Origin of the sequence: Paenibacillus cisolokensis (genome assembly GCF_018403665.1) — a bacterium.
GTDB classification, from domain to species: domain Bacteria; phylum Bacillota; class Bacilli; order Paenibacillales; family Paenibacillaceae; genus Paenibacillus_AH; species Paenibacillus_AH cisolokensis.
Window position 1 is genome coordinate 1 of sequence record NZ_BOVJ01000197.1, and the last position, 23,244, is coordinate 23,244.

18 protein-coding genes, 4 pseudogenes and 1 riboswitch are annotated in these 23,244 nt (G+C 61.0%); of the genes and pseudogenes, 17 read left to right on the forward strand and 5 right to left on the reverse strand.

Going from position 1 to position 23,244, the window contains the following annotated elements:
* Together PACILC2_RS23375 and PACILC2_RS23380 are read right to left on the reverse strand one after the other, a co-directional pair.
* Positions 1-182, reverse strand: a 182-nt coding sequence (locus PACILC2_RS23375; protein WP_213531211.1) for a hypothetical protein, incomplete at its 3' end; no start/stop codon positions are given.
* 182 nt (positions 183-364) lie between these two features.
* Positions 365-1,662, reverse strand: a pseudogene (locus PACILC2_RS23380) (aminotransferase class I/II-fold pyridoxal phosphate-dependent enzyme).
* A 190-nt stretch (positions 1,663-1,852) separates the two neighbouring features.
* Between PACILC2_RS23380 and PACILC2_RS23385 the strand changes: the two are divergent.
* Positions 1,853-2,644 (forward strand): AraC family transcriptional regulator, encoded by a 792-nt coding sequence (locus tag PACILC2_RS23385; protein WP_062494817.1) that lies wholly within the window; start codon positions 1,853-1,855, stop codon positions 2,642-2,644.
* Between the two features lie 13 nt (positions 2,645-2,657).
* Here PACILC2_RS23385 and PACILC2_RS23390 read toward each other — a convergent pair.
* Positions 2,658-3,283: pseudogene (locus PACILC2_RS23390) on the reverse strand (pyridoxamine 5'-phosphate oxidase family protein).
* 138 nt (positions 3,284-3,421) lie between these two features.
* Between PACILC2_RS23390 and pdxR the strand changes: the two are divergent.
* Positions 3,422-4,891 (forward strand): MocR-like pyridoxine biosynthesis transcription factor PdxR, encoded by a 1,470-nt coding sequence (gene pdxR / locus PACILC2_RS23395; RefSeq protein ID WP_213531212.1) that lies wholly within the window; start codon positions 3,422-3,424, stop codon positions 4,889-4,891.
* A 70-nt stretch (positions 4,892-4,961) separates the two neighbouring features.
* Here pdxR and asd read toward each other — a convergent pair whose 3' ends face one another.
* The gene (gene asd / locus PACILC2_RS23400) at positions 4,962-5,528 is read right to left on the reverse strand and encodes an archaetidylserine decarboxylase (RefSeq protein WP_372447218.1); all 567 of its coding nucleotides are present in this window, start codon (positions 5,526-5,528) and stop codon (positions 4,962-4,964) included.
* Between the two features lie 8 nt (positions 5,529-5,536).
* The gene (locus PACILC2_RS29610; RefSeq protein WP_372447219.1) at positions 5,537-5,737 is read right to left on the reverse strand and encodes a phosphatidylserine decarboxylase; all 201 of its coding nucleotides are present in this window, start codon (positions 5,735-5,737) and stop codon (positions 5,537-5,539) included.
* Positions 5,738-6,010: 273 nt separating this feature from the next.
* Here PACILC2_RS29610 and PACILC2_RS23405 point away from each other — a divergent pair, with 273 nt between their 5' ends.
* The 15 genes and pseudogenes from PACILC2_RS23405 to PACILC2_RS27585 form a co-directional block, all read left to right on the forward strand.
* The gene (locus tag PACILC2_RS23405; protein WP_062494809.1) at positions 6,011-6,304 is read left to right on the forward strand and encodes a hypothetical protein; all 294 of its coding nucleotides are present in this window, start codon (positions 6,011-6,013) and stop codon (positions 6,302-6,304) included.
* 134 nt (positions 6,305-6,438) lie between these two features.
* Positions 6,439-7,095 (forward strand): annotated as a pseudogene (locus PACILC2_RS27560) (glycosyltransferase); the annotation flags it as partial.
* 158 nt (positions 7,096-7,253) lie between these two features.
* A complete protein-coding gene (locus PACILC2_RS28190) occupies positions 7,254-7,595 on the forward strand; it encodes a glycosyltransferase (protein ID WP_280515386.1) in 342 nt (113 codons plus the stop codon).
* A gap of 102 nt (positions 7,596-7,697) precedes the next feature.
* Positions 7,698-7,805, forward strand: a riboswitch (TPP riboswitch).
* 473 nt (positions 7,806-8,278) lie between these two features.
* A pseudogene (gene thiC / locus PACILC2_RS23415) lies at positions 8,279-10,038 on the forward strand (phosphomethylpyrimidine synthase ThiC).
* A complete protein-coding gene (locus tag PACILC2_RS23420; RefSeq protein ID WP_213531213.1) occupies positions 10,031-11,290 on the forward strand; it encodes a ThiF family adenylyltransferase in 1,260 nt (419 codons plus the stop codon). The pseudogene thiC and the gene PACILC2_RS23420 overlap by 8 nt, the downstream one beginning before the upstream one ends.
* A gap of 180 nt (positions 11,291-11,470) precedes the next feature.
* Positions 11,471-12,220: a thiamine phosphate synthase gene (gene thiE, locus PACILC2_RS28990; RefSeq protein ID WP_307860694.1), complete on the forward strand. Its 750-nt coding sequence runs from the start codon at positions 11,471-11,473 to the stop codon at positions 12,218-12,220.
* Positions 12,221-12,227: 7 nt separating this feature from the next.
* Positions 12,228-13,082, forward strand: coding sequence for a thiazole synthase (locus tag PACILC2_RS23430; RefSeq protein ID WP_213531214.1), 855 nt, complete (start codon positions 12,228-12,230; stop codon positions 13,080-13,082).
* Positions 13,079-14,215 (forward strand): glycine oxidase ThiO, encoded by a 1,137-nt coding sequence (gene thiO / locus PACILC2_RS23435; RefSeq protein WP_213531215.1) that lies wholly within the window; start codon positions 13,079-13,081, stop codon positions 14,213-14,215. Before PACILC2_RS23430 ends, thiO begins: the two co-directional genes overlap by 4 nt.
* 13 nt (positions 14,216-14,228) lie before the next feature.
* Entirely contained in the window at positions 14,229-15,056 is an 828-nt protein-coding gene (gene thiD, locus PACILC2_RS23440) for a bifunctional hydroxymethylpyrimidine kinase/phosphomethylpyrimidine kinase (protein ID WP_213531216.1), read from the forward strand.
* A 571-nt stretch (positions 15,057-15,627) separates the two neighbouring features.
* Positions 15,628-17,286, forward strand: coding sequence for a hypothetical protein (locus PACILC2_RS27575; protein WP_244863789.1), 1,659 nt, complete (start codon positions 15,628-15,630; stop codon positions 17,284-17,286).
* Positions 17,287-19,042: 1,756 nt separating this feature from the next.
* Positions 19,043-19,528, forward strand: a complete 486-nt coding sequence (locus PACILC2_RS27580; protein ID WP_244863792.1) for a WIAG-tail domain — start codon at positions 19,043-19,045, stop codon at positions 19,526-19,528.
* Between the two features lie 789 nt (positions 19,529-20,317).
* Entirely contained in the window at positions 20,318-21,250 is a 933-nt protein-coding gene (locus PACILC2_RS23450) for a glycosyltransferase family 2 protein (RefSeq protein ID WP_307860695.1), read from the forward strand.
* A 332-nt stretch (positions 21,251-21,582) separates the two neighbouring features.
* Positions 21,583-22,245, forward strand: coding sequence for a glycosyltransferase family 2 protein (locus PACILC2_RS23455; RefSeq protein ID WP_213531218.1), 663 nt, complete (start codon positions 21,583-21,585; stop codon positions 22,243-22,245).
* A gap of 59 nt (positions 22,246-22,304) precedes the next feature.
* Positions 22,305-22,595 carry a hypothetical protein gene (locus PACILC2_RS23460; RefSeq protein ID WP_213531219.1) on the forward strand — a complete coding sequence of 97 codons (291 nt, stop codon included), beginning with the start codon at positions 22,305-22,307 and terminating at the stop codon, positions 22,593-22,595.
* 544 nt (positions 22,596-23,139) lie between these two features.
* The coding region (locus tag PACILC2_RS27585) for a polysaccharide biosynthesis protein (RefSeq protein WP_244863794.1) at positions 23,140-23,244 on the forward strand (105 nt) is incomplete at its 3' end.

Sequence of the window (23,244 nt, forward strand, 5' to 3'; positions counted from 1 at the left end):
TGGCCGCGGACGAAATCGCCAGTCAGGCCGTGGAGTTTCGCCCGCTCGGCCGTGCCAAGGACAGCGGACGATCCCGCTCGCTTGGCCGCGGACGAAATCGCCAGCCAGGCCGTGGAGTTTCGCCCGCTCGGCCGAGACGCGAACAGCGGACGATCTCGCCCGCCGGCCGTACGCGTACTCATCGGACGGCAGCGCCGCCCAGCATACGCTCCTTCGCACAGATGCCGGCCTCTCCGTCATACCGCCTTGGACGTGCACGACTTTGAGCCGGGGAAACTTCTCGAATATCCCCTCGCACACCATGCTGACGAGATGGGTCATCAACATTCTGGGACAATTCTGGGACAGCCCCTTGCGGGCATCGTCATTGTCCGAGAACGTCTTGCACTGCGCGGTGGATCGTATCGAACAGCTCCTCCAGGTTTTCCTCCTCGATGCAGGAGAAGGCGACGCGCAGATCGGTCGGTCCGAGCGCGATCGTCCCGACGCCGTAGGCATCCAGCAGCCGCCGGCGCACCGATTCGGCATCCGTCTTCGTCATTTTCAGACACATAAAATAACCGGAGTTGAACGGATAATACTCCCACGCATCGCCGTAGCGGCCGCTGTCGAGCAATTCCTTGACGCGGTTGGCGCGGCGCTTCATGATGTTGTATTTTTCGGCTTTCTGCGCCTCGTAATCCGGCGACTGAAGCGCGCGAAGCACGAACGTCTGCGACGGATGCGGTCCGCTGGAAATGGTGGCCCGGATAATGCCCATCGTTTTCTGCTCGAGCGCAGCCAGCACATCGTCGGAAGACGAGGCGTACGTAATAAATCCGACGCGGAAGCCCCAGACGTACTCTTCCTTCGTCGCGCCGTCGATTTTCACTGCGAGCACTCGCGGATGAATGTCCGCAAGCTTGCCGAAGAGCGATTCGTGCAACGAGTCTTCGAAGAAAAGCCCGTAATAGGCGTCGTCCGTTACGGCGACGACGTTGATGCCGGCTTCCGCGGCATCGCGGATCGCTGCGACGATTTCGTCGCCCTCAGCCGGTCCGGGCGTATAACCGGTCGGATTGTTCGGGAAGTTCAGGACGACGATCGCCTTGCCTTTGTCCTTGCAGGAGAGCAGGGCGTCGCGCAGACCGGCGCTGTTGAAACGGTTGTCCGCGTTGTACAGCGGATACTCCACGATGACGGCGCCGCGCCGGACGCCGAATGTCAGCTCATAGTTTTCCCAGTTTTTATCCGGAATGATAACGGCGTCTCCGGCGTCGGCGAACAGGTCGGCGACGATGCTAAGTCCGTGGGTGAGCGCGTTCGTTGCGATCGGATTGCCGATTTTTTCGTGCCGAGCGAAGGGGTCTCCTTCAGCAGTCTGCTGCGCCAGGCGGCGCGCAGCTCCGGCTTGCCGGCCGGCGGCGCGTATTCGTAAAGGTCTTTCGGATCGTATTCGCTTAGCGTGTTCTGGATAACGTCCAGATGCATCGGCTGCCCGTTTTCGATGGCGATGCCGATCGTAGCATTGAACTTCTTCGCCTTCGCCTTCGCCTCCGCGGATTGGCTCAAAATGCCTACCTTGGGGAAATAGATCGCTTTGCCGAGCGAAGACAACATGGCGCTGACGTGCGGGTTTTCCCGTTCCAACGTCTCATTCAACTGCTGAGCGAGTGGGTGCATGGCTTTTCCATCCTTCCGGAAATCTTTCGTCCGCGGCAATTCGCGAACGGATTGTCATTTCGGGAGTTATTATATCATTATTTTGGGCCGCAAGACCATGTCGCGAGGGATTATTTTCATGCTGTTGCATACGCGGGCAGGCTGTTGTATGATGACGGCAAAAAGATGTCCGATCGAGGGGAGGGCCTGTATGCTGCATTTACCACCAACTTCGCTCAAGCTTCTTCCGTCGTTTGCCAAAATCTCCTGCGAACCGGGATGGAGGTGGGCGAAAAGGGAAAAGCCGCTCGCCAACTACGATCTGTTTTACGTTTGGAGCGGGGAAGGAGAAGTGGAGCTGAACGACAAATTCTATTCCGTCGGCAAGGGCAGCTGCTTCGTATTCCGTCCCGGGGAACATCCGTGCGCCACGCACAATCCCCAGAAACCGCTCGTTTTGACCTATATACATTTCGACGTGACCGAGCCGGTTACCGTCATTCCGGAATCGTACCGGGTTCTGGACGATACGGAAACGGTCGATTTCGAGTTTTTGCTGTCACGGTATGTCCGGCTGCTGCTCGTCAATACATTCGCGGGTGAGGAAGAGGCGCAGCTCGTTTTGAAGCAGCTGCTTCTTCGCCTGATGCGCGGGGATATTCAGGCGCCTGCCGAGCAGAAAGGGTCCAACCAGCTGACCGAGGCCATCCACGAAGTCGCCAACTATATCCGCCAGCATCCCGGCAAGCCGCACCGCGTCGAAGATTTGGCGAAACGGGCGCAGCTGTCGCCGCGATATTTTTCCATTAAATTCAAGGAAATGATCGGCATGTCCGTGCAGACCTACATTATCCGCATGCGCATTGAGCGGGCGCAGCACCTGCTCATGCATGCCGGCATGAACGTAACGGAGGTAGCCGATGCCCTCGGATACCGGGACATTTTCTTTTTCAGCCGGCAGTTCAAGCAGTATACCGGGCGCAGCCCGTCGGAAATCCGCTGATGCCGGCGCGTCTTCAATGATCCGCTTGACGATGATGCGGGCAATAGCGGTCCATCAACCGGACCGTTTCATCGTCAAGCTCCCTCCCCCGCCGCCGCAATCCGTCCGCGATGGCACCGCGCATCTTCCCGCTCGCGTTTTGACCGAACTTGAATTTGCCGGTTATGCTTTCGATTTCGATCTTGACGACCGCCACCCCGGCAAGCCGTTTCCGGTATTCGGGGTCGTCGGCCGCAATCGGCCGATAACCGCCTTCAGGCTGCAGCTTGCGCATCAGCGCTTCGAGCGCTCCCGCTTTCTCCCCGATGTCTTCGACCGGCCGCGCGGTTCCCCGGATCAGCACCGATTTGAAATAAGCGGTTGCCGGACAGGCCAGAAACGGGTCGCTGAAATAGGACGGGATAACGGCGTATTCCTTCGCGACTGCAAACGCAACCCGCGGGTCGGCGGCGATCCGGTCCATCTTCTCGCCAATCCGGCTGCCGTGAAATAGATCGCTCCGTTCCAGTACACGAAATTCAGCGGCGTCACCCCCGGCGCCCCGTCCGTACCGGCGGTTCCGAGAAAACCGAACGACATGTCCGCGAGAAACGTCTCCAGCTCTTCGGCTTTTTCCGTCAAAAATTCTTTTCTTCTCATCGCTTTACCGCCTTTCTCCGATCCTGTATTTTAATGTATAAGGCAAAGTGTCCGGCGAAAAGGACCAATATAGTCGGATTTTAGTAGACCATTTGCGTCGCCGGGTGTCCGAGTCCGAATTCGGGAAGGAGGGACAACATGATTTATGCGGAGGAATACGAGCGGTTTCTGGACGCGACCGGACGGAAACGGACCGCGCTCTTCCTGACGCTGCGCGAAGCGATTGCGAGCGGCCGGTTCCCTGCGGGCTCGAGGCTCCCGTCTACCCGCCAAATAGCGGAGACGCTCGGCGTCGCTCGCGGAACGGTAAACGAAGCTTACGATATGCTGTATGCCGCCGGGCTGGTGCGCGGAGAACAGGGTAAAGGAACGTTCGTCGTTTTTGCGCCGACAGACCCGCAGCCTCCGGTGTCCGGGGCAGGCAAGCCGGAAGCCGTCCGGCTGTCGGCCTGGGCGGGACGCCTGCTGCCTGTTCCCGACAGGTCCTCGTGGCCGGAATACCGCCATACGGGGAATACGGGGGAAGAGATCGGCTTTATCATCGGGCGCATGGACGAGCAGGCGCTGCCGGGGGAGAGGTGGAAAACGTTTATGTATACGGAAATCCGGGAGGCAGGCCGCAAGCAGCGATGGGACGCGTTCGCCGCAGGAGGGCATGGACCGTTGCGGGAGGCGATCGCGGACGAGCTGCGGCGCGAGCGGGGCATTCATGCCGATCCCCGGGCCATCGTTCTGACGAACGGCTCGATGCAGGCCATCGCGCTGTTGACGATGCTGCTGATCGAGCCGGGGGACCCCGTTGCGGTCGAGCGCCCGTGTTATGACGGCATCGTGCGCGCCGTGCTGGCGGCGGGCGGGATCGCGGTGGAGGCGGAGGTCGACCGGGATGGGATCGTACCGCGCGACTGGGCGGCGAAACTGCTGTTTGTAACGCCGAGCCGGCAGTTTCCGACGGGGGCGGTATTGCCGCCTGTCCGGCGGAAGCAATTGCTGGAATGGGCGATCCGCCGGGAGGCCGTCATCGTCGAGGACGATTACGACAGCGAATTCCGTTGGGGAAGCCGACCGTCCGAGCCTTTAAGGGCGATGGACGCGACCGGACGGGTCGTCTATCTGGGCACGTTTTCCAAAACGATGTATCCGGACTTGCGGATCGGCTACGCCGTTCTTCCGGATAGCCTGATCGAGCCGTTCTTGCGTGCGAAATATTTACTGGAGCCGCATCCGACCGGCATTGCGGAGCAACGGGCGCTGGCCGCCTTCATGGCGAGCGGGCAGTACGGCAAACATTTGCGGAAGGCGCGAAGAATATACGGCAGGCGCCTCGCCGCGCTCAGCCGCGAGCTTGATCGCCGCCTTCCGCATCTGTTCGAGCGCGAGCGGTCAGGTGCGGGGCTTCATCTGTTCGTTCGATGGAAGAAGGAGCCGGAGCTGTACAGCCGTTTCCGGGAGGCTTGCGCCAGGGCGGGCGTGACGTGGACGGACGGCGCCGTGTACTGGACAGGCGGACCGCCGCAGCCTTCGGCGCTGTTCGGTTTTGCGCATTTGCCGGAAGAGCGGATCGTTCTGGGCGTCCGCCGTATGGAGGAGGTATGGCGGCGGATGTAAGAATATGTTGCGGATAGCCGGGCGAGATAGATCCGGCTTCGCTAGCGCGTTTTCCTGCTGTCTGCGGCGATCAGCCGTCCGAGCGCTTCCCCCATTTTACCTTCAGTCCGGGTCGCAGGTCGGCGCGCGGCTCGAATGTACCGTTCTCGGTCAGCAGCACGACGGTTGAACCGAATTCGAAGCAGGCCAACTCCTCGCCCTTTCGGACCTCGTTTCGCTCCGGATCGGCGTAGCGTATGCCGGAGACGTTCATCGCCCCGACTTTCACGACAGCCATTTCGCCTCCCCGATGCCTGATGTAGGTGATCAGCCGCTCGTTCCGGCTCAGCACGCGCCGCATATGCCGCAGGCCGAAATCGTTGACGGGATACACTTTGCCCGTCACCCGTTCCCGCTCCACGATCGTGCCGTCTGCCGGCACATGAATGCGGTGATAATCGGTCGGGCTGAGATAGAGGACGATGCAGTAGCCGTTCTTGTAGTTTTCGGTTCGGGGAGACCGGTTGAGCAGCTCCTCGATTGAATAGTCCTGACCTTTGATGTTTAGGACGGTTCCTTCCCTTGCCTGCCCCAATCCGGTGATAAGCGCGTCGACCGGGCTGACGAGCGCGTCCGGAGCCGAATCGACGATTCTCATGCCCGGCTTCAGCCGGCGGGTAAAAACTCGTTCAACGTCGTATATTGTTCAAGAGGCTTCTCGGCTTCCTCGACCCGAATGCCGTATATGCGGACGAACCTGGGAATGAAGCGGCGGCTTGCCCTGGAATGGGCGAAGCGTCCGGTCAGCCTGGAAATCCATTTGCGAGAGCTTAATTCGGTCATGGAACGCAGCAGCCATTTGGTCATGCCGGTGTCCTCACGTCCTTTCCTTCGGTAAACATGGTAACTTAGCTTACCCGGATAGTGTGACATATCCCGACAAACAAATCAATCATTCTGCCCGGAAATTGTTTTAACGAAATCCAGGTAAAGTTTTCCTTATCATCGAAAGGATGCCGTATATACAGCAGCATCATGCCGGAGCTGTTGAAGAAGCGCTGGCGTGCGTCTCACCCGGGTGACAAAGGTTTATTCCGGAACGATTCCGAGCATCCTTGGTGCTGGGGGTGATTCGGAAGGATGATGTATATCATTACGGGCACAGCGGCGCTGTTGGGAGCGGCTGTGCTGGCAGCTGCGAGAATCCGGGGAGGAACGCTCAGGCGTCTTATTGACGGGGCCGCCGCGCTGGCCTTACTCGTTGTCTTTGCGGCCGCTGCCGTCAGCATCTATCGTACGGTTGCCGGAGATACCGTTTTTCTCACGCAAATTCACGAGCTGCTGCTCAATCCCGCTTTTATGGCGGGAGGCGCCTATTTGGCCGTTTATGCGTTAAGTTTGCTCGGCGCGATTACACTAGGCCTTGGCGATTGACACCGACGGGAAATGACGGATGCCCGATTTGCGGATGGCGGGACACTTGGGAATGTCCATACAGGGCGAGGGCGCGTATGCTGAAGGAGCACGACGCAGGTACGCATCCTTGCACCAAGGAGGGCTTCCTTTTAATGAAACCGAAAATCGCCTTCGTGACGCCGGGCTCCTTCCCGCTGCCGTCTTCGTCAAGCAGCTCCGTAGAGCGGGTCGTCGAGGAGCTCGTTCCGCTGCTGCCGCCCGACGTGGAACCGCGCATCTACGGTAGAACAGGCCGCGGCCTGCCGGCAGCCGGACTTCTGCGCGGCGTGCGCTGCGAGCGGTATCCCGCGGCCGACAAGAGGCAATATGTCCGATCCGTCGCCCGATCCGTGCGACGCTTCAAGCCGAAAGTGATTCAGGTTGAAAACCGTCCTTCCTACGCCGTCCGTCTGAAAAAGAGCAATCCCAGGGCCCGGCTCTGGATCAACCTGCATTCCTCTACCTTCATCGGAAAGCGTTACATTAGCGGGACTGCCCTTCGCCGCGGTTTTCGCAGCGCCTCCAAAATCATCGTCAACAGCGATTACTTGCGGCAAATCGTGGCTCGCAAAGTGCCGGAGGCCGCAAGCAAGCTGCGCGTCGTTCATCTGGGGGTCGACGTGAACCGGTTCAGGTCGAGGTTCTCCCCGGAAGGAAAGGCGAGGCGCGAACGGCTGCGGCGCCGGAAAGGCTGGGAAGGGCGGAAGGTCATTCTGTTCGTCGGCAGGCTGATCCCGATAAAAGGCGTGCATCATCTGTTCGCCGCCTTGCCGGAGCTTATTGCCAAGCATCCGAAGCTGCTGCTTGTCGTTGTCGGCAGTCCGTTTTACGGCTCTCACCGTACGACACCATATTCGCGCAAGCTGCGTCGAATGGGGAAAAGCATCCGGCCCATGTCCAGTTCGTTCCGTACGTGCCGCACACCAAAGTGCCGGACTGGTTTCTCGCTGCCGATATCGCCGTCGTTCCTTCCGGCAAACGGGAAGCTTTCGGGCTCGTCAATGTCGAAGCGATGGCGACCGGGTTGCCTGTCGTCGCGACGCGGGCGGGCGGCATGAAGGAAATTGTGAGAGACGGCAAAACCGGCTATCTGCTCGATCCCGACCGGATCGTTGCGCAGCTTCGCGATAAGCTGCACCGGCTGCTGCAGGACGACGAGCTGTGCCGGACGATGGGAAGGAACAGCCGGGAACGGGTGGAGCAGCATTTTACATGGCGGCACGCCGCCGATCGCTGGCTCGCTTTGCTGCGCGAAGACGGTTTGCTGTGAAAGAATAGCGGCTGTCATACCGCAGCTTAAGAGGTTCCTTCCGGCGAACCGGAATTGCCGCAGGGGTTGACAGCTTTACCGCCTGAGGGTATAGTCTTACCAGGAAACCACTAGGGGCGCCCGCAAGGGCTGAGATAAAGCGCCGAACGCTTTGGTCCCTTTGAACCTGATCTGGGTCATGCCAGCGTAGGAAAGTGGAATGGTACGTACAGCGTGGAGAATCGGACGGCTTGCTGCCGGACGGACCGTTGGATCTGACGGTCCCCGTCGTTTCAAGCAGCTTTTCACAGCTTCCGTCCGCGGCGTCCGGCGTCCAGCCGGTACCGCATTCTCGGCGCCATGCAGCAGTTGCCGTTACCGCCGCCCTCGTCTGGGCGGCTTTTTTGTCGTCCGGGAACGGGAGCGCAAGACGGCGGCAATGATCGGCCGGCAGGGCGAAGCGCGAAATTCGCTGCCGAAGGCGGTGAAGGCGGTATTGTCGCGATCCGCGGTACGGCGCGTCTGATGTGTACGGGAATCTTTCGGAGGAATGCGCGTTGATGCCGCCGGTAACCGAAGCAAGCGGTGCCGTGCCGTCTTGTGTGCCGATGTTCCCGCAAAGTGCCTTCCCTTCCTTCTTTAGTCTGACGGATGACAGGGCCTCCTGGTGGAATTCCAAACTATTCCACACGGGAGGTTTTTTTATGCCGATATTGACCACTCCGCTGCCTGGCAGCCGCAAAGTTTATGTGACCGGATCGCGGGAAGACATTCGGGTGCCGATGAGGGAGATCGTGTTGTCGCCGACCGAGAGGGCGGGGACCGAGAAGCCGAACGAACCGGTGCGGGTGTACGACGCGAGCGGTCCGTATACCGATCCGGCTTATGAAGCCGATGTGCGGAAGGGGCTGCCGCCGCTGCGCCGCGCCTGGATTGACGAACGGGGAGATGCCGAAGAGTACGCCGGCCGGGAGGTCAAGCCGATAGATAACGGCTTCTCGACGGCGGAGCGGGCGGAAAAGCAAGGCGCACGCCAGTTCCCCAATTTGAGCCGCCGGCCGCTGCGGGCGAAGAGCGGGCGCAACGTGACGCAGCTTCATTACGCGCGCAAAGGGATCATTACGCCCGAGATGGAATTTATCGCGATCCGCGAAGGGATGAGCCCGGAATTCGTCCGCGACGAAGTGGCCGCCGGCCGTGCGATCATTCCGGCGAACATCAACCATCCGGAGTGCGAGCCGATGATTATCGGGCGCAATTTTCACGTCAAGATCAATGCCAATATCGGCAACTCGGCCGTCGCCTCCTCGATCGACGAGGAAGTCGAGAAGATGACGTGGGCGATCCGCTGGGGCGCCGATACGATTATGGACCTGTCGACAGGCAAAACATCCATACGACGCGCGAGTGGATTATCCGCAACTCCCCCGTTCCGGTCGGTACGGTGCCGATTTACCAGGCGCTGGAGAAGGTGAACGGCGTCGCGGAAAACCTGAGCTGGGAAGTGTTCCGCGACACGCTGATCGAGCAGGCGGAGCAAGGCGTCGACTATTTTACGATTCACGCGGGGGTACTGCTGCGCTACATCCCGCTGACAGCGCGCCGGGTAACCGGCATCGTTTCGCGCGGCGGCTCGATTATGGCGGCCTGGTGCCTCGCGCATCACAAGGAAAATTTTCTGTACACCCATTTCGAAGAAATATGCGAAATTATGAAAACCTACGACGTTTCGTTCTCGCTCGGCGACGGCCTTCGCCCGGGATCGATTGCGGACGCGAACGACGAAGCGCAGTTCGCCGAACTCGAGACGCTCGGCGAGCTGACGAAGATCGCCTGGAAGCATGACGTGCAGGTGATGATCGAAGGACCCGGCCACGTGCCGATGCATCTGATCAAGGAAAACGTCGAGCGCCAGCAGGCCGTTTGCCACGAAGCGCCGTTTTATACGCTCGGCCCGCTCACGACCGATATCGCGCCCGGTTACGACCACATCACTTCGGCGATCGGCGCGGCGATGATCGGCTGGTTCGGCACCGCGATGCTCTGCTACGTAACGCCGAAAGAGCATCTCGGGCTGCCGAACAAGGAGGATGTGAAGGAAGGCGTCATCGCCTACAAAATCGCCGCCCATGCGGCCGATCTCGCCAAAGGCCATCCCCGCGCGCAGCTTCGCGACGACGCGCTGTCCAAAGCGCGCTTCGAATTCCGCTGGCGCGATCAGTTCCATCTGTCGCTCGATCCGGAACGGGCGATGGCCTACCATGACGAGACGCTTCCGGCGGAAGCGGCCAAGTCCGCCCATTTCTGCTCCATGTGCGGACCGAAGTTTTGCAGCATGCGGATTACGCAGGACATTCGCGAATATGCGGCGCGGAGCGGGATGGAGACGACGGAGGCGATCGAGGCGGGCATGAAGGAGAAGGCCGACGAGTTCCGGGCGTCCGGCGGTTCGATCTATGTCTGACGATCGGCGTTCGGAAAGCGGTTGGGCGGTTGGCCGGGATGGCGGCCGCACGGACGGGGACGGCGGCTTGACGTCCCGCGTCGACAGCGACCGCTATTCACGGCAGATCCGGTTCGCCGCGATCGGCGAAGAGGGGCAGGCGAAGCTCGCCTCCGCCTGCGTCCTGATTGTCGGGACGGGAGCGCTCGGCGCTTCTCTCGCCCAGCATATGGTGAGGGCCGGCGTCGGCACAGTCCGTCTCGCCGACCGCGATTTCGTCGAGTTCAGCAATTTGCAGCGGCAGTCGCTGTTCGATGAGGAGGATGCGGCCCAGTCGCTGCCCAAGGCGGTCGCGGCCGCCGACAAGCTGCGCCGCATCAATAGCGGCGTGGCGGTCGAGGCGCATGTCGTCGACGTCAACGAGCGCTCCTTGCCGCCGCTGGCCGACGGCGCATCGCTCGTTCTTGACGGCACCGACAATGCCGCTACGAGGTTGCTGCTCAGCGATGCCTGCTTTGCGCGCGGCATCCCGCTGCTGTACGGCGGCGTCGCGGGATCACAAGGCATGAGTGCGCCGCTCGTACCCGGCAGAACCGCTTGCCTGCGGTGTCTGATCGGCGAAGGGGACGACGGAGAGGGCGAGACGTGCGACACGATCGGCGTCATCTCGCCGGCAGTCGATTTTGTCGCCGCGCTGCAGGCGGCCGAAGCGCTCAAATGGCTGACCGGCAATCGCGATGCCGTCAGGACGACGTGGCTGACTGCCGATCTGTGGCCGTTTCGGCTGCGGGAGTCCGCGCTTCCGGAAGGAAATCCGGCCTGTCCGCATTGCGGCGGGGCGGCAAGGCCGGACGCAGGGCGGCTACCGGCCGGGGGCTATGGGCGCGGGCGCGATAGCAAGCCGGTGCCGGGAAGACGCACAGCGGCGCCGGTTGCCGGAACGGCCGTTCGTTTTGGAGAGGCTGGCGAAGAAATCGGCGGTCCGGCTCGACGGGCCGCCTCAGCCGTGCAGGATGCCGGCCCGATTGAGGCGGCGTCGCTATGCGGGCGCGATACGGTCCAGGTGACGCTCGGTTTTCCGTTGAAGCTGGACGAGTGGCGCGAAACGCTCGCCGCCAGGGGCTGCCGCCTGACCGCGAACCCGTATTTGCTTCGCGCAGAGCTGCCGGAAGGAGAGAAGCTGGCGTTGTTCCCCGACGGGCGCATCCTGGTGCAGGGGACGACGGATACGGGACGGGCGGTCGCCCTTTGCCGTGAATATGTTGTCCGGTAACGGCAGCGGAACGATGGCCGCAATGCGGCAAAAGGTTTCACAACGCCAGAAGGAGGGACACAATGTTGGGCAAAAAGACTGGAGATCGTTCAGGCTCTATGTGATTACCGGGGAAAATTACCACCCGGGCCGCAGCTTGACGGATGTCATGGAGGAGACGCTGCGGGGGGTGCCGATATCGTGCAGCTGCGCGACAAGAATGCTTCCAAAGCCGGCCTGCTGGAGAAGGCGAAGCAGCTGCGGGAATTGACGGCGCGTTACGGCGTGCCGCTTATTATTAACGATCACCCGGATATCGCGATCGCCGTCGGCGCGGACGGCGTTCATCTCGGGCAGGACGACATGCCGCTCGGCGAGGCCCGGCGGCTGCTCGGTCCGGAGCGGATCATCGGCATATCGACCCACAATATCGGGCAGGCCCGACTCGCGCAGGCCGAAGGCGCCGATTATATCGGAGTCGGGCCGGTATTTCCTACGGGGACGAAGCCAGGTCGGACGCCGGTAACGCTGTCTTACGTCAGCGAGGCCGCGGCCGAAATCCGCATTCCGTTCGTGGCGATCGGGGGCATTACGCCGGATAACGTCGATTCCGTGCTGGAGGCGGGGGCAAGACGGATTTGCGCCGTGTCGGCCATCGTCGGAAACGCCGATCCGGCCGGCGTTTGCCGCCGGTTGCTGGAGCGGATAAGCCGGTACGAAGCCGCTCGCGAGTCCTCCGGACCGGCCAAGTCCTGCGAAGTGACGGTCAACGGACGATCCGTCCTGACCGACGCCGGCACCGTGGCCGAACTGGTCGCGCAATACGGGCTGCTTGACAGAAAGCTCGTCGTGGAATGGAATGGCGCCGTACTGGCGCGGCACGAGTGGGAAAAGACGCCGCTGGAAAACGGCGCGGTCATCGAACTGGTTCATTTTGTTGGAGGAGGCTGAAACCGCGATGAAACGATATGATTCGCAACTGGAAATTGGCGGAACAAAGCTTCGCTCCCGGCTCTTTCTCGGCACCGGACGGTTCCCCAATCCGGCCGTTCTTCAGCAGTCGCTGGAAGCGTCGGGAGCGGAGGTCATTACATTCGCGGTGAGACGGGTCAATCTCGACAGTGTGGAGGACGACTCCGTGCTGCAGCACGTAGAGGACCGTTCGCTCGTCTATTTGCCGAATACGTCGGGAGCGGGCAATGCCGATGAAGCGGTGCGCATCGCGAAGCTTGCCCGTGCCGCCGGATTGGGAAACTGGATCAAGGTGGAAATCAGCCGCGACGAACGGACGCTGCTTCCCGACCCGCTGGAGACGCTCCGCGCTACTGAGCGGCTTGTACGGGAGGGGTTCGTCGCGCTTCCCTATACATCGGACGATCCGATGTTGTGCCGGAGGCTGGAGGAAGCCGGCGCCGCCGCCGTCATGCCTGGCGGAGCGCCGATCGGAACCGGGCTCGGCATACTGAATCCGTACAATCTCGGCCTTATTGCCGAACAGTCGGGCGTACCGGTCATCGTCGACGCCGGACTCGGATCGGCGCAGGATGTCGTCCAGGCGATGGAGCTCGGAGCGGACGGCATTCTGGTAAATACGCCGGTCGCCAAAGCGCAGGACCCGGTAGCGATGGCCAAAGCGATGCGGCTTGCGGTGGAAGCGGGCAGGCTGTCCGCGATGGCCGGGCGCATCCCGCGCAAGCCGTATGCATCGGCCAGCAGCTCGACCGAAGGAGCGCTGTTCGGCGGGCCGTACGCCGCCGGTTCGGCGATTGAAGGCCGGCGGGCAGAGACGTCCGCAGAGGGGCTGCGGCGATGAAGGAAGAATTGCTGGTCGTGGGAGGCGGCATTGTCGGGCTATCATGCGCTTATGAAGCGGCGAAGCGAGGCGGCCGGAAGGTCACGATTGTCGACCGCGGCGATTTCGGCGGCCAGGCGTCCGGAGCGGCGGCCGGCATGCTTGCGCCGTATACGGAAAATAGCGAGCAGCCCGATCCTTTCTTTCGGCTCTGTCTGGACAGTCTTCGCCTGTACCCGGAATGGGCGGAAGAGATCGAGCGGCTGTCGGGCATTTCCGTCGAGTTGACCCATACCGGGAGCATTCAGGTCGCGCTGCACGAGGCCGACATGCTGCCGCTTCGTACCCGGCAACGATGGCAGAACGAGTGGGGAGCGCGGGCGGAATGGCTGGACGCGGCCGATCTGCGCAGACTGGAGCCGGGGCTTTCGAGTGCGGCCGCAGGCGGATTGTATTGCCCGGAAGAAAGCCATGTGTACGCGCCAAAGCTGGTCAAGGCGCTGGAGGCGGCATGCCGCCGGCTCGGCGTCCGCTGCGCAGGCAATGCGGGAGATACGGTGGATCTCATGCTGGACGGCGGCCGGGTTCGTCTCGTTACGGGGACAGGCGGCCGCTTCGAAGCCGACCGGGTCATCGTATGTGCCGGAGCATGGACGGGGGCGTTCGAACGATGGTTCGGGTTCGCCGTGCCGGTCAATCCGATTCGCGGGCAAATATGCGCTTATCACTCGCCGATCGGCGAAGTGAGGCGGATGGTGTTCACCAGCCAGGCGTACTGGGTGGGCAAGCGAAACGGCACACTCGTCTGCGGCGCGTCCGAAGATATCGCCGGCTTCGACACGTCCGTCACCGAACGCGGCATTGCCAGACTGACGAGGTGGAGCGGGCGCGTCTTTCCGGCGCTGGCAGACCGTTCCCCCGTTCACCGCTGGGCCGGCCTTCGTCCGGCCACCCTGGACGGATGGCCGCTGCTCGGTCCGGTACCCGGCGCGCCTCAGGCTGTCGTCGCCGCCGGTCATTACCGCAACGGCATTCTGCTTGCTCCGGTCACAGCGAAACGGATTTGCGACGTTCTGGACGGGAAGCTCCCGGCCGCCGAGCTTGCTCCGTTCGCGCCGGACCGCTTCGCGGCAAGCGCCAGGACGCTAGGATAGGAGGAGGACGGACATGAAGCCATTTCTCGCTTTGACGATCGCCGGCTCGGATTCCGGCGGCGGCGCAGGCATTCAGGCCGATTTGAAGACGTTTCAGGAGCTGGGCGTGTTCGGCATGAGCGTCATTACGGCGTTGACGGCGCAAAACAGTCTCGGCGTCCACGCCGTTCATCCGGCGCCGGTTTCGATCATCGAGGCCCAGATCGAAGCGGTCCTGTCGGATATGGGAACCGATGCGGTCAAAACCGGCATGCTGTATGACGGAGCGATCACCGAAGCCGTAGCCTGGGCGATCGGCCGTTACGGCGTTCCCCGGGTCGTCGTCGACCCGGTGCTGGTCGCGAAAGGGGGCTCCGAGCTGTTTCGTCGTGAAGAGCTGGACGCGCTGCGGACGAAGCTGCTGCCCGCGGCGGAAATCGTCACGCCGAATTTGCCGGAGGCGTGCGCGCTGCTTGGACTGCCGGATGGCGCCTTGCGGACGCGCCGCGATATGGAACAGGCTGCGATCGCATTGCTTGATTTCGGTTCCCGATATGTTCTCCTTAAAGGAGGGCATTTGGAGAACGAAGAGGAAGAGGCGGCCGATGTCCTGGCCGGACGGGACGACGGGCCGGTCTGGCTGAGCGCGCCGCGCATTCCGACCGGCCATACGCACGGTACCGGCTGCACGACGGCTGCGGCTCTTGCCGCCTATATGGCCCGCGGGTATCCGGTCGCCGAGGCCGCCGCCGCGGCGAAAGCTTTCGTCACCGCCGCGATCCGGGCTTCGTTTCCGCACGGAGCGGGCACGGGCTCGCTCTGGCATGGGGCGCACCGGGGAGAACCCGGCGGCCGCCGCTGAGCGGTCGATATAGCAGAACCGGCTTTTCTTTTTCGCTTTTCGCACGCGCTTTCTCCAGCTTTTTCGCATCTGCTAGTCGCGAGTCTATAGGTATTTGCATACACTACCTATGATATATCAGGCAGAAGAAGGAGAGGGCTATGGCGAAAAGCAGAAAAGGAAAAGGTCCGCGAGGGCGGAAGCCGCTCTTTTATGTCGATAATCCCAAGGCTTCTGAATTAAAATGGCTCGATGAACTGAAGAAAAAACGCAGGCGCAGGGTGACGTCAATGAGGTCAAGACGGCCGCGAGACCGCCGGTTCAGAAACCGGTCACGATTAAGGCGCTTGCGGAACCGCTCGTCGAATCGTCTGCCGCTGCCGAATCCGAAGCGTCGTTAATAACGGATACGGCGAATGCCGGAGGGAAATTCCCCGTCGTATCCTCGGATACGAAAATTGTCGCGTCATTCGACGAGCAACAGCTCTCGACGAAGACGGCAGTTTATACGGTACCGTCCCCGGAAGCCGCGCCGGCCGATCCGGGTTCGGTTTTCTCGGATGATGCGCTGACGCCCGATCATCAAGCGGCCGTGCCGGCGCAATCCGACGAAACCGCCGATCCGCCTGTCAAGGATAGCGGCGAACGGCGCGAGCAAGCGGAAGAGAAGCGTTTGCCGGGCCGGCAACTGCCGTTCATTTATACGGATGATCTGGCGGACGAAGCGGTGACGGGGGAAAAGATTGCCTCGGGAGCGGTTGACGAATCGAAACTGCGGACGGGAAGCGTGACGACGCGCGTCATTGACGATTTTGCGGTGGAGAGCATTAAAATAGCGGACGGCGCTGTAACAGCAGCGAAGCTTGCGTCCGAGACGATTACCGGAGAACATTTGGCCAAAAACGCGATCTCCGGAAGCAAAATCCGCGATCGTTCCATTACCGGCGAGAAGCTGAAGGACGGCAGCATCACTTACGAAAAGCTTGCGGACCGCACAATCAGTTCCGACAAGCTGGCCGAAGGATCGATTGAAGCGAAACATCTGAAGCCGTTTCTGGTGAACTCCGACTTGCTTGCGGATCGCTCGGTTGTCTCATCGAAAATTGGAAGCGGGGCGGTCCGTTCCGAAAATATTGCCAATGAAGCGATCGACACGTCCAAGTTGGCCGACGGTTCGGTTACGAGATCGAAACTGCGCGACGGCGTGGTAACCGGGGATAAAATCGGCGCCGAAGAAATCGATTCCCGCCACTTGAAGAAAGGCCTGCTGCTTACCGAGCACGTTACGATCGGCGCGATTACGGGAAAGCACGTGGCCCCGGGCGAAATTACCGCGGAGCACCTGGCCGAAGGAACGGTCGGTTCGCGAGAGCTGCGTCCGGCGTCTGTCACCGCCAGCGCACTAGCCGAAGGATCGGTGGACAGCTCGCATTTGCGCCATGGGTCCGTTCAAAGCGATCATCTCGCCGCAGGCGCGGTTGAAGCGGTTCATATCGCGGATGATTCGCTCACATCGGCGAAACTTGCCGATCAGTCGGTAACGACGATCAAGCTCGTCGATCACGCCGTTACTTCCTCCAAAATCGCCGAAAAAAATGTGACGTCCGACAAGCTGGCCGACGACGCGGTCAAGACGAACCATATCGGGCGGGCAGCCGTTACGTCCGACAAGCTGGCTGACAAAAGTGTCGGCCCCCGCCAATTGAAAGCGAATGCCGTTCACGGCACTCATATCGCCCTTCATGCGATCGATTCTACCCATTTGCGGGATAATGCCGTAACGGGGGAGAAAATAGCCGCTCGCGCGATTGGGGAGGGTCACATTTCCGCCAGAGCGGTGAAGCGGGACCAATTGGCTGAAGGAGCTGTCGGTTCCATTCAACTAGACGGCGGAAGCGTGACGGCAAGCCATCTTACGGAAGGCGCAGTTGAAACGCAGCATCTGGCCGATAGTGCCGTAACATTTGAAAAATCGACAGCGAGGCGATCCGGGCACACCATTTTCAGCGGGTTCCGTTGTGGAAGAAGCGATTTCGGAGAAAGCGGTCGCGTCGCGCCATCTGCAGCCCGGCATTGTCGGTGCCAGGCATATGGCGGAAAATGCGATCGGTACCGAAGCGCTGCAGAACGGAGCGGTGACGGGAGCGAAGCTGGCGCATGGGGCGGTCAGCGAGCGCCATCTGGGCGCCGGCGTCATTTTCTCGCATCATCTCGGGGACCATGTCGTCAATTCGCTGAAGCTTTCGCCTGAATCGGTCTCAACCGACAAACTGTCCGATTTGGCCGTAACGGGTTCGAAACTGGCTGACAGCAGCGTATCCTCCGACAAAATCGTTCCCGGAGCGGTGGACGGATCGGCGATCGCAGCCGACGCCGTAACCGGCGTGCATGTGCGTGACGGCGCGATTGCCGGGCGGCACTTGCAGCACCGCATTTTGGAAGAAACCCATTTTCGCCCGCAGTCGGTCACTTCGGATATTATCGCCGACGGCGCGGTAGACGCGCAGAAGCTGGCACCGGGAAGCGTATCCGGCATTCATCTTGCGCCCGAATCTGTCGAGGGCCGCCATTTGACGGACGGGGCCGTGCACGGCTGCCATTTGGCCGACGGTTCGATACGGGAGGGCCATCTGACCAACGAGGCGGTCACAGGGGATAAGCTGGCGCCGCAAAGTGTTGGGGAGGCTCATTTGCGCAGCCGGTCTGTCGGCGTTTCGGCGCTGCAGCCGGATTCCGTATCGTCGGAGACGATTTCGGCCGGTGCAGTGGAAGCCCGGCATCTTTCCGCCCGTTCGGTGGGAGGCGAGGCCATCTGCGAACGAGCCGTGAGCGCTGCTCATCTGGCGCCGAAGTCGGTCGGCGAAGCCGCGCTGCAGCCGAACGCGGTAACGGCCGAGAAGCTTGCGGCCGGCGCGGTGACAGGCGATCATCTCGCACTCGAGACGATTGCCAGCAAGCATCTCAAGGCGGATAGCGTACAAGGGTACCATATCCGCAGAGGAACGATTACGGCGTCCCATCTGGCGGTCGATACGCTGCTGCTGTTCGACAAAATGCCCGACGGAAGCCTGCATGGCAGCAAAATCAAAAGCGGCACCATCTTGACCGACCATATCGTTCCGGGGGCGGTCGGCAGCGCGCAGCTGGCGGAATCGTCCGTGAATGCCGCGCATTTGGCCGACGGCTCGGTGCTGGCGGGGCATTTGTCCGCAGGAGCGGTTACGGAAGAGAAGCTCGCCGACGGTTCGGTGACGGGCGGGAAGCTGGGACCCGAGGCTGTCGGTTCCAGGGAACTGGCCATGGATGCCGTCCAGGCGGCGCACTTGGCAGCGGGCAGCGTAACGGGACGCGCATTGGAAGACGGCTCCGTGTGCGGCGCCAAGCTGGCAGCGGAATCGGTGGACGAATCGAAGCTTGCGAGCGGCGCCGTGACGGAACAGGCGATTGCCGAAGGGGCCGTTACGGCGGAAAAGCTGGGCGTTTCGAGCGTCACAAGCGAGAAACTGGCCCCGGGTTCGGTACTGGCCGTTCATCTGGCTGCGCAGTCGGTCGGAACGGGCGAGCTTGCCACGGGCGGCGTCACCGAAAGCGCGCTGGCCTCAGGCGCTGTTACCACCGGAAAGCTTGCCGATGGCGCGGTAACGGAGGCGAAGGTAGCCGACGGCGCAGTGACGGAAGCGAAAGTAGCGGACAGAGCGGTGACCGCTGCGAAGCTGGCCGACGGTGCAGTGACGGAGGCAAAGCTCGCCGATGGTGCGGTAACGGAAGCGAAGCTTGCGGACGGTGCAGTGACGGAGGCGAAAGTGGCCGACGGCGCGATAACGGAAGCGAAGCTCGTGGACGGCGCAGTGACGGAGGTGAAAATGGCCGACCGCGCAGTAACGGAAGCGAAACTGGCAGACAGCGCGGTAACGGAAGCAAAGCTCGCCGATGGTGCGGTAACGGAGGCGAAGCTGGCGGATGGCGCGGTGACATTTGGCAAACTGGCCGAAGATGTCGTCACACTCATGATTAACCGGCTTGTAAGCATTCTGGAGCAGCCGCAATTAACCGATGGATGCGTCACATCTGACAAATTGTCAGATCGAGCTGTTTTGTCCGCGCATCTATCTGAAGGCATAGTCGGTTCGGAGCACATCGGCAGCGAAGCAGTTTGCGGTTCGCATATCCGGGAACGAAGCGTACAATTTCAGCACCTTGCTTACCAACCGGTCGCTACGGCTTCCAAAGAGGCTGCTCTGCAGCAATTCGGTCTTTGCGACTACGAGTTTGCAGGGCAGTCTGAACAGACTGACATTCCGATCAAATTCGAGATTCCTTTCCTTAGCGAACAGTACTCGATCATTGCTACAACCGATCATCCCGCGTGCTATGCGACCATTAAGGAAAAAAGGCCCGACGGAGCGGTTCTGTGTATTGTTAGAACGCGTTTTGGCCCGGAACCGAAAGGGACAGTAAACTGGGTGGCCATCGGTCGGCATCCGATGAATTAACGGTATAAGGGATCTTGCAAAATTTCGGTCTCGTTCCTCGTTCATACGAAATGGTGGGCACAACCTCCGATTTCCACTATTACCAGTGGTATTGGGGGTTCTTTTCTATTTGCCCAGTTTCCCTCCAGATGCACAATCCGGCGTAAGTTTGCCAAGCGCACGATTCGTGCCTGTCTGGGTTAGAGCGCGCGGAAAAGGCGCTATACCTATACGGGCAAGCGTCCTGAACCCTGTACAAATGCCGTTACATAAAGGTTTGCGGTACATATGATATGTGGAGAAAAGAGGCGGTAGAGTATATCCGCAGCACCCAATCCATGGCAGGAGGTAAAGCTTATGAACAGACCTGACAGCGGCAATCGGCTGGCAGCCGCGTCCGCCCGCATCCGGTCAGCGATGCGAAGACGCGGGTTCGTTAAGGGAGCCTCTTCCGGGCAGACGGGCACCCGTCCGTTTACTAGGGTCATTGCCAGGAGCCGCGGCCACATAACAGGCAAAGCGACCAAGCGGAACAAACGGCCAGCGCCACCCGTCCCGAGAAAGCCGCGCCGGCCTAAACGTGCCACCGATTCGTCTGCCAAAGGAATAATGAAAGCGCCGCGCCGAATGTCAGAACGGCGGACTCGGACTGTCGGCCGGAACGATTCGACGCGGCTTTCCGGGAAGAGCACCCGTCTCTCGCTCAAAGGCGATAGCCGCAACGGTTTCCGGGGAAATCAGAAAATTGGCGCCAACCGGTTGCCAGCAGGCAGGAATACGGGAAGAAGGGACAGTTTGGACGTCAGGAGCGTGTCCGGATTACCGGAGTCGATCCAGCCGCCATATTCCGATACGAAAGCGCTCGGCCCTGACATGCCGAACGTTTCAGAAACGGCGCCGATACCGGCGCATCGTCAAGCTGGGGAGACGGGTTTTGCACCGTCGCCTTCTACGGCGTCCGACACGTCGTCGGCGCATCATCGGATGCCGCCAGGCGAACCGGACGCACTGCCGCTGCCGGCCGTCAAAACGAACATCCGCCACGGTATTCCTCTGTTATCCGTCATTATACCGGTCATGAACGAAAGGCGAACGATCGGACGAGTGATACGTGAGGCTGGCAAGATTCACCCTTCCGTGGAAGTCATCGTCGTCGCGAATGGATCTATCGACGGTTCGGCCGCTATAGCCAGGCGGAACGGCGCTCGAGTCATCGAATATAGGCGCCCGCTCGGTCACGATGTCGGACGAAGCATCGGCGCCCGCGCGGCACGCGGTGAGGTGCTGCTGTTCATCGACGGCGACATGGTCGTGCCGGCAAGCCAGTTGCGTCCCTTTGTCCGGGCTGTCACCGACCGAGGCATCGATGTGGCGCTTAACGACTACTCGGGTCCAACAGACAAGATCAACATCCATAGCGTCGTGCTTGCCAAGCATGCGCTCAATGAATTGCTTGGCAGGCCGGAACTGAAAGGGACATCATTGACGGCCGTTCCCCATGCGATCAACCGCGAGGCGCTGCATGCCATCGGTGTCGAATCGCTGTCCGTTCCGCCGCTGGCTCACGCAAAGGCTGTCCGGATGGGACTGAAGGTTGAGGCGGTTCATCATGTCAACGTAGGCCGAATCAATCCGCCCAGGCTGAAGCGGGAACGGACGAATTCACTTGAAAAGCTGATTGTCGGCGATCACCTGGAAGCGATTGGCTGGCTGATGGAGTCAAGCGGCGATCGGGAAGGATGAAAATATCGGTCGTCGGAACCGGAACAATACGCACTGTTGGAGGAAGCAGGATGTATGAACAAATCGATGAAACTGCGGCGCATCGTCAACCGGATGACGTGGTGACAGTTATGACGGTCGATAACCTTGAACGCATCAATTTTCATGACGCCTCCGCCACCGCAGAGCCGGAAGACCGTATCTTGCCAAGAGTACGTGACTCGGCTTCCGGGCACAGGAAGAGGGGCGACAGAAGCCGCATCGCACGCGGCGCAAAACGGCGCATCGCACGCGGCGCAAAACGGCGCATCGCACCCGGCACCAAAAGCCGCGCTCGCGGTGGCGTACGTCCTGTGCGCCGCAGGCGCGCTATCGCCGCCGTGCGGAACGCTTATGCCGCCGGCACGAAGGACGGCAGGAGTGCGGCCTCTCAAGGAGACAGATGGATTTCGGCGGAGGCTGCGCTCAAACGGCGGATGAACGACAGCTGGACGCGCTGGTGGTGGAGACAAGGCTCGCCGCGTGACATTCAGGCCATTCTTCGGTGCGGCGCAGCTTACCGAGACGGATATTTACAAGCTGTCGGCTTCCCCGGGCGCTCATGGCTCCCGGTTCCGCTGACCCGCTCCGCTTCGGCCGTCGTTTGCACCAGTGACGGGACGGGAGCGCTGTACGCCGTACTGGAGCAGTTATCGCGCCTTCCGCTGGAAGAGGTTGTCGTCGTGCTGCATGGCGGCGAAAAGGAAAGCCTCCGCCTCGCCCGGTCGAATCCCGAAGCACATGTCGTTTCGCATCCCGATACGTTTGAACGCGATGCGGATCGGGCGGTCGGAGCGAATGTGACGCGCTCCGATATCGTGCTGTTCGTCGGCGCGGATACGGTGGTGACGGCTGAACGGTTAATCCCGTTTCTGCTTGCCGCAGATGCTGGCGCGGACGTCGTTCTCGACGATACGACCCCGCAGCTTGGCATTTTCGGAACTGGAGCGGAACGGCCAAAATTCAAGCTTTCCTGAATGCTTCGTTCGGTCGGAACGATCTGCGCGCCAATTGTGTGGGAGTACTTCCCCACGCCTTGTCCGGTCGGGCAATCAGACAGATCGGTGCCGCTGTCTTGTCCGAGCCTGCCAAGGCGCAGGCCGAATTGCTGCATCGGGGGTTACAGGTGAAGGTATGCTCGGCCGCCGGCGCGATATCGTGGCAAAGATCGAACAGGTCGAGCGGTGAGGAGGCCGGGGAGCGAACGAAGCTTGTCGCCGGCGACCACCTGGAAGCATGGCGCCACACGATGAGCAGTCAAGGAAACCGCTTGTCGCTGCCTGACCACAACCGGCGGAGAATAGCCGCTACGGGAGGAGAAATATGAAGCTGGCAAACATATTTGCTACCGATTTATAGCGGGCTCCATCTGCTTATCCGCTGCATCGCATCGATCCGGACATATACCGGCCCGGTGGAAACGCATTCGAGCTGAATCGCAGCCGAAAACGGATTGACGGATGGCCCGTACGGTAGGCATTGCCGGACCGGTGACGAACGTCTGGCGGAAGACTCCTCAGGGCATTACGGGAATGACGATTGCTGTCTGTGCCCCCGCATACACGGCTATTTGCTGCTGATATGCGGGGGGGCGCTCTCGTGCATTACGAGGAAAGCGCCAGCTTCCGCCGTGAACCGGAGTTGGTGGTGGCGAAGCTAATATGGATGAACCGGCAAAATTTATCGACAAGTTGAATGCAGACCGTGCATTGTTCATGTAGGAGCACAGCAAGGGGAGATGTCGTCTTGAAGGCCGCATGATTGGCCAGCGGTGTACCGGCATGCGGCTGGCGGCTAGGAATGCCCCGATGGTTATCAGGCGCCGGAAGTTTCGGATAAAGTGGTGAATTATTTTCTTGGAGGGAAAAGGGATGTTCAATAATCAGCGTATCCTGGTAACCGGAGGGACAGGGTCATGGGGATATGAGCTGGTCCGTCAACTGCTCCTGAAACAACGTCAGTGTCAAGTCAGTGTG